At 67.3% G+C, this 12,457-nt stretch carries 11 protein-coding genes; 2 read left to right on the forward strand and 9 right to left on the reverse strand.

All coding sequences use genetic code 11. The features are described from left to right. Positions 1 to 58: 58 nt before the first annotated feature. Both NGK62_RS01865 and NGK62_RS01870 read right to left on the reverse strand, forming a co-directional pair. Positions 59 to 1,483: a M20 family metallopeptidase gene (locus NGK62_RS01865; protein ID WP_059379268.1), complete on the reverse strand. Its 1,425-nt coding sequence runs from the start codon at positions 1,481 to 1,483 to the stop codon at positions 59 to 61. A gap of 43 nt (positions 1,484 to 1,526) precedes the next feature. Beyond that, positions 1,527 to 2,510 (reverse strand): Bug family tripartite tricarboxylate transporter substrate binding protein, encoded by a 984-nt coding sequence (locus NGK62_RS01870; RefSeq protein ID WP_251877216.1) that lies wholly within the window; start codon positions 2,508 to 2,510, stop codon positions 1,527 to 1,529. A 104-nt stretch (positions 2,511 to 2,614) separates the two neighbouring features. On the opposite strand from NGK62_RS01870, the gene NGK62_RS01875 reads away from it, so the two are divergent. Then, the gene (locus tag NGK62_RS01875; RefSeq protein WP_251877218.1) at positions 2,615 to 3,562 is read left to right on the forward strand and encodes a LysR family transcriptional regulator; all 948 of its coding nucleotides are present in this window, start codon (positions 2,615 to 2,617) and stop codon (positions 3,560 to 3,562) included. Between the two features lie 35 nt (positions 3,563 to 3,597). On the opposite strand, the gene NGK62_RS01880 is transcribed toward NGK62_RS01875, so the two are convergent. The 4 genes from NGK62_RS01880 to NGK62_RS01895 form a co-directional block, all read right to left on the reverse strand. After that, entirely contained in the window at positions 3,598 to 4,386 is a 789-nt protein-coding gene (locus tag NGK62_RS01880) for a 1,6-dihydroxycyclohexa-2,4-diene-1-carboxylate dehydrogenase (protein ID WP_251877220.1), read from the reverse strand. A 22-nt stretch (positions 4,387 to 4,408) separates the two neighbouring features. Further along, positions 4,409 to 5,755, reverse strand: coding sequence for an MFS transporter (locus NGK62_RS01885; protein ID WP_251877222.1), 1,347 nt, complete (start codon positions 5,753 to 5,755; stop codon positions 4,409 to 4,411). Positions 5,756 to 5,864: 109 nt separating this feature from the next. After that, positions 5,865 to 6,779, reverse strand: coding sequence for a dioxygenase family protein (locus NGK62_RS01890; protein WP_251877225.1), 915 nt, complete (start codon positions 6,777 to 6,779; stop codon positions 5,865 to 5,867). Positions 6,780 to 6,821: 42 nt separating this feature from the next. Further along, positions 6,822 to 8,048, reverse strand: coding sequence for a muconate cycloisomerase family protein (locus NGK62_RS01895; RefSeq protein ID WP_251877227.1), 1,227 nt, complete (start codon positions 8,046 to 8,048; stop codon positions 6,822 to 6,824). A gap of 153 nt (positions 8,049 to 8,201) precedes the next feature. Here NGK62_RS01895 and cynR point away from each other — a divergent pair, with 153 nt between their 5' ends. Then, the gene (cynR, locus tag NGK62_RS01900; RefSeq protein ID WP_059379275.1) at positions 8,202 to 9,113 is read left to right on the forward strand and encodes a transcriptional regulator CynR; all 912 of its coding nucleotides are present in this window, start codon (positions 8,202 to 8,204) and stop codon (positions 9,111 to 9,113) included. 330 nt (positions 9,114 to 9,443) lie between these two features. Here cynR and typA read toward each other — a convergent pair whose 3' ends face one another. From typA to rbfA, 3 genes are read right to left on the reverse strand one after another with little or no spacing between them, the layout of a single operon-like run. Next, the gene (gene typA, locus NGK62_RS01905) at positions 9,444 to 11,267 is read right to left on the reverse strand and encodes a translational GTPase TypA (RefSeq protein WP_059379277.1); all 1,824 of its coding nucleotides are present in this window, start codon (positions 11,265 to 11,267) and stop codon (positions 9,444 to 9,446) included. Then, positions 11,264 to 12,016: a tRNA pseudouridine(55) synthase TruB gene (gene truB, locus NGK62_RS01910; protein WP_059379278.1), complete on the reverse strand. Its 753-nt coding sequence runs from the start codon at positions 12,014 to 12,016 to the stop codon at positions 11,264 to 11,266. Before truB ends, typA begins: the two co-directional genes overlap by 4 nt. Positions 12,017 to 12,053: 37 nt before the next feature. Then, positions 12,054 to 12,455, reverse strand: a complete 402-nt coding sequence (gene rbfA, locus NGK62_RS01915; protein ID WP_006388333.1) for a 30S ribosome-binding factor RbfA — start codon at positions 12,453 to 12,455, stop codon at positions 12,054 to 12,056. Positions 12,456 to 12,457: the final 2 nt, after the last annotated feature.

Here is a 12,457-nt window from a genome sequence, read left to right on the forward strand (position 1 = left end):
CGCCGCCCCTCGGGGGGCAGCAAGCGCGCAAAGCGCGCGCGGCGTGGGGGCCCTTCCTCTATTTGCGCATGAACGACGGCAAGACATCCGCCGGTATCGGGCAGACGTAAGGCTGCCCGCGGCGCGTCTCCATCAGTTCTTCCTTGGCGCGCGCCAGCGCCTCCGGCTGCGTGTACAGATCGGCGGCGGTCGCCGCGATGATCTTGGCGGCGTGCACCATGCCCTTGTGCGCCATGGACATCTTGCCCTGCGCCACCATCTGCCAGGAATGGAACGGCGTGCCGTAGGCGTAGCAGGCGCCCCAGCATTGCGCGGTGGGCGCGACCCAGCTCACGTCGCCCACGTCGGTGGAACCGTAGGTGATCTCGGCTCGGCCGGGCTCGTAGGGCGCCACGCCGGCAAACAGCGGCGTGGGATTGCGCAGCACCGCGCCCAGGTTCTTGCCGGCGTTGTCGATGTCGTCCGCGGAGATCGCGTCCCACATGCGGCGCGCGGCCTGCTGCTCGCCCGCGGTGTAATCGGGACCCTGCAAGGCCAGCATGTTGGCGTACATGATCTGGTTCAGCACGCCGTTGGGGATGTAGTTCGAGCAGGCCTTGTCGAACACGATCTCCAGTTCGCAGCCCGTCATCAGCGCCGCGCCGCGCGCCACGTTCTGCACGCGTTCGTACAGTTCGGCGGCCTGCGAATTGATGGGCGCGCGCACCAGGTACAGCACCTCGGCGCGGGCCTGCACCACGTTGGGCGAAATGCCCCCGCTGTTGGTCACGGCGTAATGCACGCGCGCATCGGGCACCATGTGTTCGCGCAGGTAGTTCACGCCCACGTTCATCAGCTCGACCGCGTCCAGCGCGCTGCGGCCCAGGTGCGGCGAATTGGCCGCGTGCGCCGCGACGCCGCGGAAGCGGAAATAAGCCTGGATGTTCGCCAGCGAAGACTGGTGGAAGATGCCGGTGTGCGATGCGGGATGCCAGGTCAACGCCGCGTCCACGTCATCGAACAGGCCGGCACGCGCCATGAAGGTCTTGCCCGAGCCGCCCTCTTCCGCCGGACAGCCGTAGAAGCGGATGGTGCCGGGCAGGCCGTTGGCCTCCAGGAACTCCTTGACCGCCACCGCCGCGAAATGCGCGGCCGTGCCCAGCAGATGGTGGCCGCAGCCGTGGCCGTTGCCGTTCGGCGTCTCCGGCGAAGGCTGGCAGGCGTAGGCGCCGCTTTCCTGGCTCAAGCCGGACAGCGCATCGTACTCGCCCAGGATGCCGATCACCGGACCGCCGTTGCCGGCCTCGGCCACGAAGGCGGTGGGAATGCCGGCCGCGTCGCGCGTGACGCGAAAGCCGGCGTCCTCCAGCATGGCAATGTGCAGCTCGGCGGACTTGTGCTCGTCGTAGCGCAGTTCGGCCAGGCTCCAGATGCGGTCGCTCAGTTCCGCGTAGCGCTCGCTGCGCGCGTCGATGAACGGCGCAAGTTTATCGATGGCACCCATTGTTTCTCCTGTGGCTGTAATGGCGGGGAAAAAACCGGTCAGGTCACTCGTCGAGCTTGATGCCGGCAGTTTCAATGATTTTGCGGTTGGCGGCCAGCGTCTGCGCGATGCGCTCGGCAAAGGCCTGCGGCGTGCCCGCGTCGGGCTGCGCGCCCATGCCCGCCAGGCGCTGCACCAGCGCGGGATCGGCCAGCGCGCGCACCGCGGCCTGGTTCAGGCGCTGCACCACGGCATCGGGCGTTCCGGCCGGCACGACCAAGCCGAACCAGGTCTGGCCCAGCGCGTTCAGTTGCGGATAACCCAGTTCCGTCATGGTCGGCAGGTCCGGCATGTCGGGCATCCGGGCGGGCGCCGACACGGCGATGGCGCGCAGCTTGCCGGCCTTGACCAGCGATTGCGCGGACGCGTACTGGTCCTGCTGCACCTGCACCTCCCCGCCCACCGCGGCCGTCAGCGCCGGCCCCATGCCGCGGTACGGCACGTGCAGCACATCGACCTTCAGGTCCGCGTTCATCGCCGCCAGGTTCAGGTGGCCGAGCGAACCGACGCCGGGCGAACCATAGGAATACTTGCCCGGATGGGCCCGCAGCTCGGCCAGGAATTGCGCAAAATCCTGCGCCGGAAACGCCGGATTCACCATCCACACGACCGGCACCGTCGCCACCGAGGCCACCGGTTTCAGCTGCGTTTCGGGATTGACGCGCTTGGTGCCGTACAGCAGCGGATTGACGGCCATGGTGCTGACCGTGGCCATGCCCAGCGTGTAGCCGTCGGGTTCGGCCCGGGCCACCGCCTCGGTGCCGAGCAGGCCGCCCGCGCCGGCGCGGTTCTCCACCACCACGCTCTGGCCCAGTTCCTTGCGCAGGCCCTCGGCCACCGCGCGTGCCAGCGCGTCGGTGGACCCGCCGGGCGCGAACGGCACGATCAGCCGCAGGGGCTGGGGGGGATAGGCGTCCTGGGCGGCGGCCAGGGACGAAACACTGAAAGTTACGGCGCATACCAGCGCGTGCAGCAGACGGGACTTCATGGACCAGCCACTCCTGGGGAACGGAAGCGATGTAAGGGATCGCAGCATTGTGTCCAGGGCATATCCTTATTTCAAATACATTAATGCGTGGATATATTCGTGTTTTGAATATCTTTCCTGCCTGCGCCATGGACGTCGCTCCCGCCACCCTGCTGTCCCGCCTGCTCGCCAAGGGGCGCCTGCGCCACCTGCAATTGCTGGCCAGCATCGCCGACCTGGGCAGCATCCAGCAGGCGGCCAGCCATATCGGCCTGAGCCAGCCGGCGGCCACCCATGCGCTGGCCGACATAGAGGATCTGCTGGGCGTGCAGCTATTCGAGCGCCATGCCCGCGGCATGCGCACCACGCGCAGCGGCCAACTCATGGCGGAGTGCGCCCGCAGCATGCTGACGACGCTGCGCGCCTCCACGGATTCGGTGGCGGCCCTGCGCCAGGGCGCCACGGGCAATCTACGCCTGGGGGCCATCCCGGCAGCCACGGGCGGCCTGCTGGCCGAGCGCCTGCCCGCCTACCTGAACGCGCGCCCGGGATTGCAAGTGGAGGTGGTGGAAGGCAGCCGCGAACAGCTACTGCCCCAGGCCGCCAGCGGCAGCCTGGACATGCTGCTGTGCCGGCGTCCGGAAGCCGTGCCCGCCGGCCTGGAATTCGTGCCGCTGCAGGAGGACGCGGCGGTGATCGTGGCCGCTGCCGGCCACCCGCTGCTGGATGCGGACGGCGCGCCGACGCTGGCGCAAGTGGCGTCCCAACTGTGGATAGAACCCCGCCCGGAACTGGCCATCCACGCGGTGTTCAAGGCCTTCTTCGAACGCGCCGGGGTGGTGCCGCGGCTGTGCAGGCTGAGCAGCGCCGCCCCGCCCATGCCGCTGCTCATCGCCGTCATGCAGGCGCAGCAGGCCCTGGTCATGGTGCCGCAGACCTTGGGCAACTGGTACATGCAGCACGGGCATTTCCAGCGCCTGCGCATCGAATCGCCGGGTTCATTCCAGCCGATCGGCGCGATCGTGCGCGACCAGGGACCTGGCCGCGATTTCCTCGACTGGCTGGCGGCCTGAAAAAACGCCCCCGAGCCGCCAGCCAGCCCAGCGGGTCAGCCTATGTCGCCGCCCGCCACGTACATGATCTGCCCGGTAATGTAGGACGCCTCGGGCGCGGCCATGAAGCAGATCGCCGCGGCGACTTCCTCGGCCTGCCCCAGCCGGTCCTGCGGCGTGTCACGCAGGCAGGACGCATACATCTCGCCCACCCAGGCGGTCTCCTGCTCGGACGGCGTCTCCTGGTTGCGCGGGATCGCCCGCACGCCATTGTCCAGCGCACCCGGCGACACGCAATTGACGCGCACGCCGGACTTCGCCAGCTCCAGGGCCATGCAGACGGTGGCGGCGTGCACGCCGCCCTTGGACGCCGAATACGGCACCCGGTAGATGCCGCGCGTGGCGTTGGAACCCACGTTGACGATGGCGCCCGCGCCCTGCGCCCGCATCACCGGTATGACTTCGCGGCAGGACCAAAGCGTCGGCCACAGCGAGCGGTTGACCTCGCGCTGCATCTGCTCGGGCGTGTATTCCCAGAACGGGCGGGTCCAGATCGTGCCGCCCACGTTGTGCACCGACACGTCGATGCGGCCGTTGATTTCCAGCGCCGCGCGCACCATGGACTGCGCGCCCGCATGGGTTTCCAGATCGGCCTGGGCAAAGCTGGCGCGTCCGCCCGCGACCCGGATTTCCTCGGCCACGGCGGCGCCCTGCTCCTCCGCCCGGTCCACCACGACGACGTGCGCGCCCTCGGCCGCCAGGCGCCGCGCCGTTGCCCGGCCCACGCCCTGCGCGGCGCCGGTCACCAGGGCCACCTGGCCCTCGAAACGTAGATGTGTGCTCATGCTTGTATCGTCCTTTGCGGTATCAATGCGCCGCCGAAAGCGCGCCGTCCGGCCGCGCATGCTTGAGCTTGAGGCTCAGCACCGCCAAAGCCGCGACCGCCAGGGGTATGGCCAGCGCAATGAAGAATCCCGACGGTCCGCCCCAGGCCAGGAAACTGCCGCCGATTGCCGAACCCGCGATCGCGCCCGCGCGGCCCATGCCGATGGCCCAGCCGGTGGCGGTGGCGCGCAAGGCGGTCGGATAAGCGCCCACGACCAGGTAGTTCAGCGCGATCTGCTGTCCGCCGATGCCGAAGCCGGCCGCGCCAACCAGGATGAAGACCAGCGTCCAGTTGTCGCCGGCCTGGCTCAGGCCGACGGCCACCGCGATGCCCAGCGCGAACATGCCGCCCAGCAGCCGCCGGGTGTTGACGCGCGGCAGCACGAAGGACAGCGGAATCGCGCAGATGATGAAGACGGCATTGACGATGACGGTGCCCATGGGCGCCTGCTCGGCGGGCAGGCCCGCGGCCTTCAGCACCGTGGGCAGCCACGACAGCAGCATGAACCACGCCACCCAATTCAGCAGGTACACCGCCCAGATCGCCACGGTCTTGGCGCCGTGGCCGTCCGAGAACAGCGCGCCCACGCCGGCCCGCGCGACGGATTCCTCCGGCACGGTGAACTGCGTGTCCGCGCCCAGCTTGCGGCTCGATATCGCCGACAGGACGCGCCCGATATAGCGCTGGCTTTCCGGATCGCGGCGCGTGGCCTTGAAGTACAGCGACTCGGGCAGCATCACGAAGGCTACGGCCAGCAGGACCAGCGGCGCCAGGCCGCCAACGATGAAGATGCCTTCCCAGCCGATCACGGGCAGCATGCGGGCGGCCAGCAGGCCGCCCAGCATGGCGCCCGCCGGCAGGCCCAGCAGCACGCCGGTCATGATGGCGCCGCGCAAACGGGCCGGACCGTACTCGGCGGCCAGCGCCAGCAGCACCGGCGTGCAGCCGCCCATGCCCAGTCCGGCAATGAAGCGCAGCACCAGGATGTGGGTGGTGTCGGTGGCCCAGGCCGTGGCCAGCGTGGACAGGCCGAACAGGGCCAGGCCCAGCATGATGGCCGGACGGCGGCCGATGCGGTCGCCGATCAGGCCCAGGGTCATCGCACCCACCGTCATGCCGACGATGCCGGCGGTCAGAATGGGCGCCAGGGCGCCCGCCTTCAAATCGAAAGCGGCCAGGATCGCGGGTCCGGTAAAGGCGATCGCCTGTGTATCGAAGCCGTCGAAAAGCGCGATCAGAAAGCACAGGATCAGCACGCGCCATTGAAAGGCGCCCAGCCGTTCCTGGTCGATCAGCGAGGGGATCGACCAACTGGAAGTCGCGGTCATGATGGTTGTCTCCATGGCGCGGCCGAACCCGGCCTCGCGCCTGCGGGTTGTTCTAGGTGGTTTGGGGAAAAAATGGCGGCGCCGCTTGCGGGCGCCGCCCAGGCATCGGTCAGGCGGTGGCGCGGTCCATGCGGGCTTGCGGACGGGCCTCGTCGGCGTCCAGCGCCGGCTGCACCACAAAGTCGAAACAGACGCGTGTGAACGGCGCGTTCACGCCCAGGCTTTCATATCCGGCGGCCGGCGTATTGGGCTGCAGTTCGACCACCAGGCCGTCGCGCGTGGCGAAGGCGAAGTCATCGTCCAGGAAGGTGTCGCCCGGAATGTTGACCTGCGTGGTCAAGGTGCGCTGGCCTTCGGCGGCGACCAGGAAGTGGATGTGGGCCGGCCGGTTGCCATGGCGGCCCAGCGCCACGAACAGTTCGGACGTGGGGCTGTTCGGCGGAATCGCGTAGCCCGGCGGAATGAAGCTGCGGAAGCGGTAGCGGCCTTGTGCGTCGGTCTTGATCTTGCGGCGCAGGTGGTAGTCCGCCTGATCGGGATCGAAGTGCGAATAGCGCCCCAGCTCGTTGGCATGCCAGACGTCCACCAGCGCGCCGGCGACGGGATTGCCGTCCACGTCGCGCACCTGCCCTTCCATCACCAGCACCGTGCCGGCTGCGGGATCTTCGTCCAGACGGGCCTCGCCGTCGGACAAGGGCGCGCCCGCGATGTAGAGCGGCCCCTCGATCGCGCGCGGCGTGCCGGCGGCGCGGCCGGCGGCCTCGTCGGCTTCTTCCTCGCGGATGTCGATCAGGCGGTCAAAGCCCAGGCCGGCCGTGATCAATCCCAGCTGGCCGCTGGCGCCCAGGCGCGCCAGCCAGTCCACGCCCGCCCAGAATTCGTCGGGCTTGATGCCGAGATCGTCGATCGCGCGGAACAGGTCCGACACGATGCGCTGCGTGATCTGCCGGACGCGGTCGTTGCCCGGATTGACCTGGGAGCTGTTGACCAGGTCCAGTAGTTGTTGCTGGGTATATTCAGCCATGATGCGTCTCCTGCTTTTTGGAATGATCGGAAAAGTGGTGGGTCAGGTCGCGGCGGTCTCGCCGCGGCGGCCGAAGTCGACCGTGGCGGGCGTCAGGCCAGCCCTTGCGCGGTCAAAGCGTTCCAGCCGTTTTTCGTCGACGACGACGCCAAAGCCGGGGCCGTCGGGAAGATGGAGTTCGAAGTCGCGCACGGCCATGGGCTGCTCGACGATGTCGTCGACCAGCAACTGCGGGCCGAACAGTTCGCAACCGTGGTGCTGGTCGGAAAGCGTGGCGAACACGTGCGCCGACGCCGCGCTTCCCAGCGAGGTTTCCAGCATGGTGCCGCCGTACCAGCCGATGCCGGCGGCTTGCGCCACGGCCGCGACCTCGCGCGTGCGCAGCAGCCCGCCATGCTTGGCGACCTTCAGGGAAAACACATGGCAGGCGCGCTGCGAGGCCAGCATGTAGGCATCCTGCGCGGAGCACACGGTTTCGTCCGCCATGATCAGCGCGGCCGAACCCAGCGACTGCGTCGCTTCGCGCAAGGCCTGCACGTCCCACTTCGCCACGGGCTGTTCGATCAGGGTCACGCCGGCCTCCACCAGCTGCGGCAGATAGCGGCGCGCCGTGTTGCCGTCCCAGGCCTGGTTGACGTCTACCGTCATGTCGGCGCGGCCGTCCAGGCCGCGCGCGATGCGGGTCACGTGCGCCACGTCATCCGCCGGACTGCGCGCGCCGATCTTGAGCTTGAACAGGCGATGGCGGCGCGCCTGCATCATCTGCTCGGCCTCCTCCAGATCGCGCTGCGAATCGCCGCTGGCAAGCGTCCAGGCCAGCGGCAGGCGTTCGATGCGCTTGCCGCCCAGCAACTGCCAGGCCGGCACGCTCAGGCTGCGCGCCACCGCATCGATCAGCGCCATTTCCACCGCGCTCTTGGCAAACGCATTGCCCTTGCAGACGGCATCGAAGCGATTGATGTGTTCGGCGAACCTGCGCGCATCGGTGCCTGTCACAGCGGGAGCCAGGTAATTCTGGATCGCATGCAGGATGGTTTCCGGCGATTCCTCGTTCCACGACGGCCCGCCTATCGTGGCCGCCTCGCCAAAACCGTAGGCGCCGTTGGCAAGCCACAGCTGCACGATCACCGGGCTTTGCCGGTTGATGGCGCCGAACGAGAACTTGTGCGGCCGGATCGTCGGGATGTCGACGATTCTTGCGTGGATGCGCTCGATGCGCCAGGTGGCGTCGTCTGCCGTGATCGGAGCCGGGGTCGAAACGGATGTCATAAAGCCTGAAGCCCTGCGTGAGTGATGCGGCAAGATTAGGGCTCGGCCGGTTTTGCATCCAATGATTTATATTGCATTTATCATTCGATATCATCGAACAATATACTTGCGGTCATCGACCGCCAAGACCGGCTGGTCGCCAGGAGTCTATCGATGGAACTGCGCCAGTTGCGCTACTTTCTCAGCGTCGCCGACACCGAGCACCTGACCCGCTCGGCCGACGCCCTGCACGTCACGCAATCCACCCTGTCGCACGGCCTGCGGCAACTGGAAGAAGAACTCGGCATGCCCTTGTTCGACCGCATCGGCCGGGGGCTGCGCCTGTCGCAGGCGGGCCGGGTGCTGCGCGACCACGCCAGCCGGGCGCTACAGGAAATCGAAGCCGGCAAGATGGCCCTGGCGGATCTGGCCGGCCTGCAGGCGGGGTCCCTGACCATAGGCGTCATTCCCACCTTCCTGACCCATTTCGTGCCGGACGCGGTGGCCGGATTCAGCCTGGCCTTTCCCAAGGTCCAGATTCAGGTGCGCGATCTGCGGGCAGGCCCCATCGAAGACCTGCTGGTCAGCGGCCAGTTGGACCTGGGCATTTCCTTCCATCCGGCGCTGCGCGAAGAAATCGAGGCGCAACCCCTGTTCGACGAGCGCCTGCAGGTGGTGGTCGGCAAGAACCACCCGCTGGCCTCGCGGCGCAGCCTGCGCATGCGCGATCTCGCGGGCGTGCCGCTGGCGCTGCTGCCGCGCAGCTTCGCCACGCGCCGCATGATAGACGCGGCCTGCGCCCAGGCGGGCCTGATGCCCGACGTGCGGGTGGAAATGGAGTCGGTGGACGCCCTGATCCACCTGTGCCGGCAAGGTGAGCTGGCCACCATTGCCGCCGAACATGCGGCGGGCGCGGCCGGATCGGGGCTCAAGAGCATCGCGCTCACCGACCCGACCACCATCCGCCGCGCGGCCATCCTGTGGCGCAAGGAAGCCTCGCGCAGCCGCGCCGCGCAAGAGTTCGCCGCCCGGCTGCTGGATGCGGTACAGCGCCTGCCTGGCGCGGCGGCCGCTTCCAGCCACTGAGGTTCTAGCTCTGCAAATCTCGGTGGGCGTTCCCGTCCCAGATGGTGCGCAGCACCGCGCCCACGGCATCGTTGCTTTTCCTCGCGGCCGTAAGATCCCTCAGCCGTTCCATCAGAGCGGGCTGTGCAGGCATGTTGGCGGAAGGCAGGCCGGGCGCGCGCAGGCGGGCCATGCCGGCCCCCAATGCGGATTCATTCAGGCAGGCCAGCCACGCCCGAAGCGACGTGTGCGACCGAATAAGGAACAGCGCGGCGCGTCGCCGGGCAAAAAAAACGCAGCCCACGGGCTGCGTTTTTTTGATGTCACGCGCAGCAAGGCTGCGCGCAATTATCAGACGGCGGATTCGCGCGCGGCGCGCTTGCGCTCGTTTTCCAGCAGGAAACGCTTGCGCAGGCGGATCGACTTGGGCGTGATTTCGACGAGTTCGTCGTCGTCGATGAATTCCACGGCGTACTCCAGCGACATCTGGATCGGCGGAACCAGGCGCACGGCTTCGTCGGTGCCCGAAGCGCGCACGTTGGTCAGCTGCTTGCCCTTGATGGGGTTCACGACCAGGTCGTTGTCGCGGCTGTGGATGCCGATGATCATGCCTTCGTACAGCGCATCGCCCGGGCTCACGAACATGCGGCCGCGATCCTGCAGCTTCCACAGGGCGTAGGCCACGGCGTCGCCGTGATCCTGGCTGATCAGCACGCCGTTGCGGCGCTCGCCGATCGAGCCTTCCTTGATGGGCGCGTATTCATGGAAGATGTGGCTCATCAAGCCGGTGCCGCGCGTCAGCGTCAGGAACTCGTTCTGGAAGCCGATCAGGCCGCGGGCCGGGATCAGGTACTCCAGGCGGGTACGGCCGCGGCCGTCCGGCTGCATGTCCTGCAGGTCGCCCTTGCGGCGGCCCAGCTCTTCCATCACGCCGCCCTGATGGGCGTCTTCGACGTCGACGGTCAGCGATTCGAACGGCTCGCACTTCACGCCGTCGATATCCTTGAACACCACGCGCGGACGCGACACGGCCAGCTCGTAGCCCTCGCGGCGCATCGTTTCCAGCAGAATGGTCAGGTGCAGTTCACCGCGGCCCGACACTTCGAACACCGTGTCGTCGCCCGTGTCGCGCACGCGCAGCGCCACGTTGGACTTCAGTTCGCGGTCCAGGCGGTCGCGCAGCTGGCGGCTGGTCACGAACTTGCCTTCGCGGCCGGCCAACGGCGAGGTGTTCACCATGAAGTTCATGGTCAGGGTGGGCTCGTCGATGCGCAGCATCGGGAACACGTCCTGGTTGGCGGTGTCGGTCACCGTGCAGCCGATGCCCAGTTCTTCGATGCCGTTGATCAGCACGATGTCGCCGGCTTCGGCTTCGTCCACGACGATGCGCTCCAGGCCGTGGAACTTCAGCACCTGGTTGATGCGGCCGCGGCCGCCCTGGCCTTCGGGACCGAACTTGTAAGCCACTTCCATGCCGGGACGCATGCGGCCGCGGTTGATGCGGCCCACGCCGATCTTGCCGACGTAGCTGTTGTAGTCCAGCGAGATGATCTGCATCTGCAGCGGACCGTTGGGATCGTCGTCGCGCTGCGGCACGTGTTCGAGGATGGCTTCGAACAGCGGACGCATGTTGCCTTCGCGCACGTCAGGATTCAGGCCGGCGTAGCCCGACAGGCCCGAGGCGTAGATCACCGGGAAGTCCAGCTGCTCGTCGGTGGCGCCCAGCTTGTCGAACAGGTCGAAGGTGGCGTTGATGACGAAATCGGTGCGGGCGCCCGGACGGTCGACCTTGTTGACCACGACGATGGGCTTCAGGCCCAGGGCCAGCGCCTTGCGGGTCACGAAGATGGTCTGGGGCATGGGGCCTTCAACCGCATCCACCAGCAGCAGCACGCCGTCGACCATGGACAGCACGCGCTCGACTTCGCCGCCGAAGTCCGCGTGTCCCGGGGTGTCGATGATGTTGATGTGCGTGCCTTCGTATTCGACGGCACAGTTCTTGGCCAGAATCGTAATGCCGCGTTCTTTTTCCAGGTCGTTCGAGTCCATGACCCGTTCGGTCAGCGCCTGGTTTTCGCGGAAGGTGCCGGATTGGCGCAGCAGCTGGTCGACCAGGGTGGTTTTACCGTGGTCCACGTGGGCGATGATGGCGACGTTGCGCAAGGCGCGAGTCATAGCGAGTCCTTTAAGGTCAGGGTGGAGGGCAGCAAGCCCTCCGGCAATTCGTTCAATGCAAGCAATGCCTGCTTGGGGTCTGGCATGGCCTGCAAGGCATCCAGCGCAACGGCGCGTTCCAGGGAAAACGGCCCGACGTGCGTGCGCCGCAGCGCCGTCAGGTGGGCGTAACAGCCCAGCACGCGCCCGATGTCCTGGGCCAGCGTCCGGATGTATGTGCCTTTACTGCATGCCACATCGATCTCTGCCTCGGTCCCGTTCAGGGACAGCAGTTCGATGCGGTGAATCGTGATCTGGCGCGGCGGCCGTTCCAGCTCGATGCCGGCGCGCGCGTACTCGTACAAGGGCTTGCCGTCGCGCTTGAGCGCCGAATACATGGGCGGAATCTGCTCGATCGTGCCCGAGAAACGTGACAGCGCGTCGCGCAGCGCCTGCTCATCCACGGTAAAGCCCGGCTCGGCGGTGGACACGACATTGCCGGTCAGGTCGCCAGAATCGGTTTCGGAGCCAAATTGCAGCGTAGCGCGATATGCCTTGTCGGCGTTGAGCATCGCGCCGGAAATCTTGGTTGCGCGTCCCATGCAGCACACCAGCAGGCCGGTGGCAAAGGGATCCAGCGTGCCGGTGTGGCCGGCTTTCGCCGCGTCCATGGCGCGTTTGGCGCGTTGCAGGGCGTGGTTACTCGACAAACCCACGGGTTTGTCGAGCAACAGCACACCGTCGAGCGTAAGCCCGCGTCGTTTAGCCATCGTCGGAATCCGGTTTAAAGCAGTGACGACAGCCCGATCAGGACTGGTCTTCAGGTTCGTCGGGCACGCCCGAGTGCGGGCCGGGCCGATTTGCGCGGTCGATGAGGATCGACATTTCGATGCCACGGGCGATCTGCTCGTCGTGGAAGAAGCGCAAAGTGGGGACAGTGTGTATGTGCAGCAGCTTGTACAGCTGGGAATGCAGCCAACCGGCTTTTTCGTTCAGCAAGGCGGTCGCGGCTTCGGGCTCGGCGCCCAGAACCGTGAAATACACCTTGGCATGCGCGTAATCGGTCGACAGTTCCACACCGGAGAGCGTGATCAGTCCAGCGCGGGTCGTGTCGATCTCGCGCTGGATGATCCCGGCCAGATCCTTCTGGATCTGGTCGGCCAGCCGCAGATTGCGGCCGGGGATGGCTTTGGACTTGTGACGGCTCATTG

It is taken from the genome of Achromobacter sp. Marseille-Q4954 (genome assembly GCF_943737025.1).
Taxonomy (GTDB): domain Bacteria; phylum Pseudomonadota; class Gammaproteobacteria; order Burkholderiales; family Burkholderiaceae_B; genus Achromobacter; species Achromobacter bronchisepticus_A.

Excerpts from the sequence above, each read along its gene's own strand:
- NGK62_RS01890 (WP_251877225.1), bottom strand. The coding sequence starts at position 6,779 with ATGGCTGAATATACCCAGCAACAACTACTGGACCTGGTCAACAGCTCC.
- NGK62_RS01865 (WP_059379268.1), bottom strand. The coding sequence starts at position 1,483 with ATGGGTGCCATCGATAAACTTGCGCCGTTCATCGACGCGCGCAGCGAG.
- NGK62_RS01895 (WP_251877227.1), bottom strand. The coding sequence starts at position 8,048 with ATGACATCCGTTTCGACCCCGGCTCCGATCACGGCAGACGACGCCACC.
- NGK62_RS01870 (WP_251877216.1), bottom strand. The coding sequence starts at position 2,510 with ATGAAGTCCCGTCTGCTGCACGCGCTGGTATGCGCCGTAACTTTCAGT.
- typA (WP_059379277.1), bottom strand. The coding sequence starts at position 11,267 with ATGACTCGCGCCTTGCGCAACGTCGCCATCATCGCCCACGTGGACCAC.
- rbfA (WP_006388333.1), bottom strand. The coding sequence starts at position 12,455 with ATGAGCCGTCACAAGTCCAAAGCCATCCCCGGCCGCAATCTGCGGCTG.
- NGK62_RS01885 (WP_251877222.1), bottom strand. The coding sequence starts at position 5,755 with ATGACCGCGACTTCCAGTTGGTCGATCCCCTCGCTGATCGACCAGGAA.
- cynR (WP_059379275.1), top strand. The coding sequence starts at position 8,202 with ATGGAACTGCGCCAGTTGCGCTACTTTCTCAGCGTCGCCGACACCGAG.
- NGK62_RS01880 (WP_251877220.1), bottom strand. The coding sequence starts at position 4,386 with ATGAGCACACATCTACGTTTCGAGGGCCAGGTGGCCCTGGTGACCGGC.
- truB (WP_059379278.1), bottom strand. The coding sequence starts at position 12,016 with ATGGCTAAACGACGCGGGCTTACGCTCGACGGTGTGCTGTTGCTCGAC.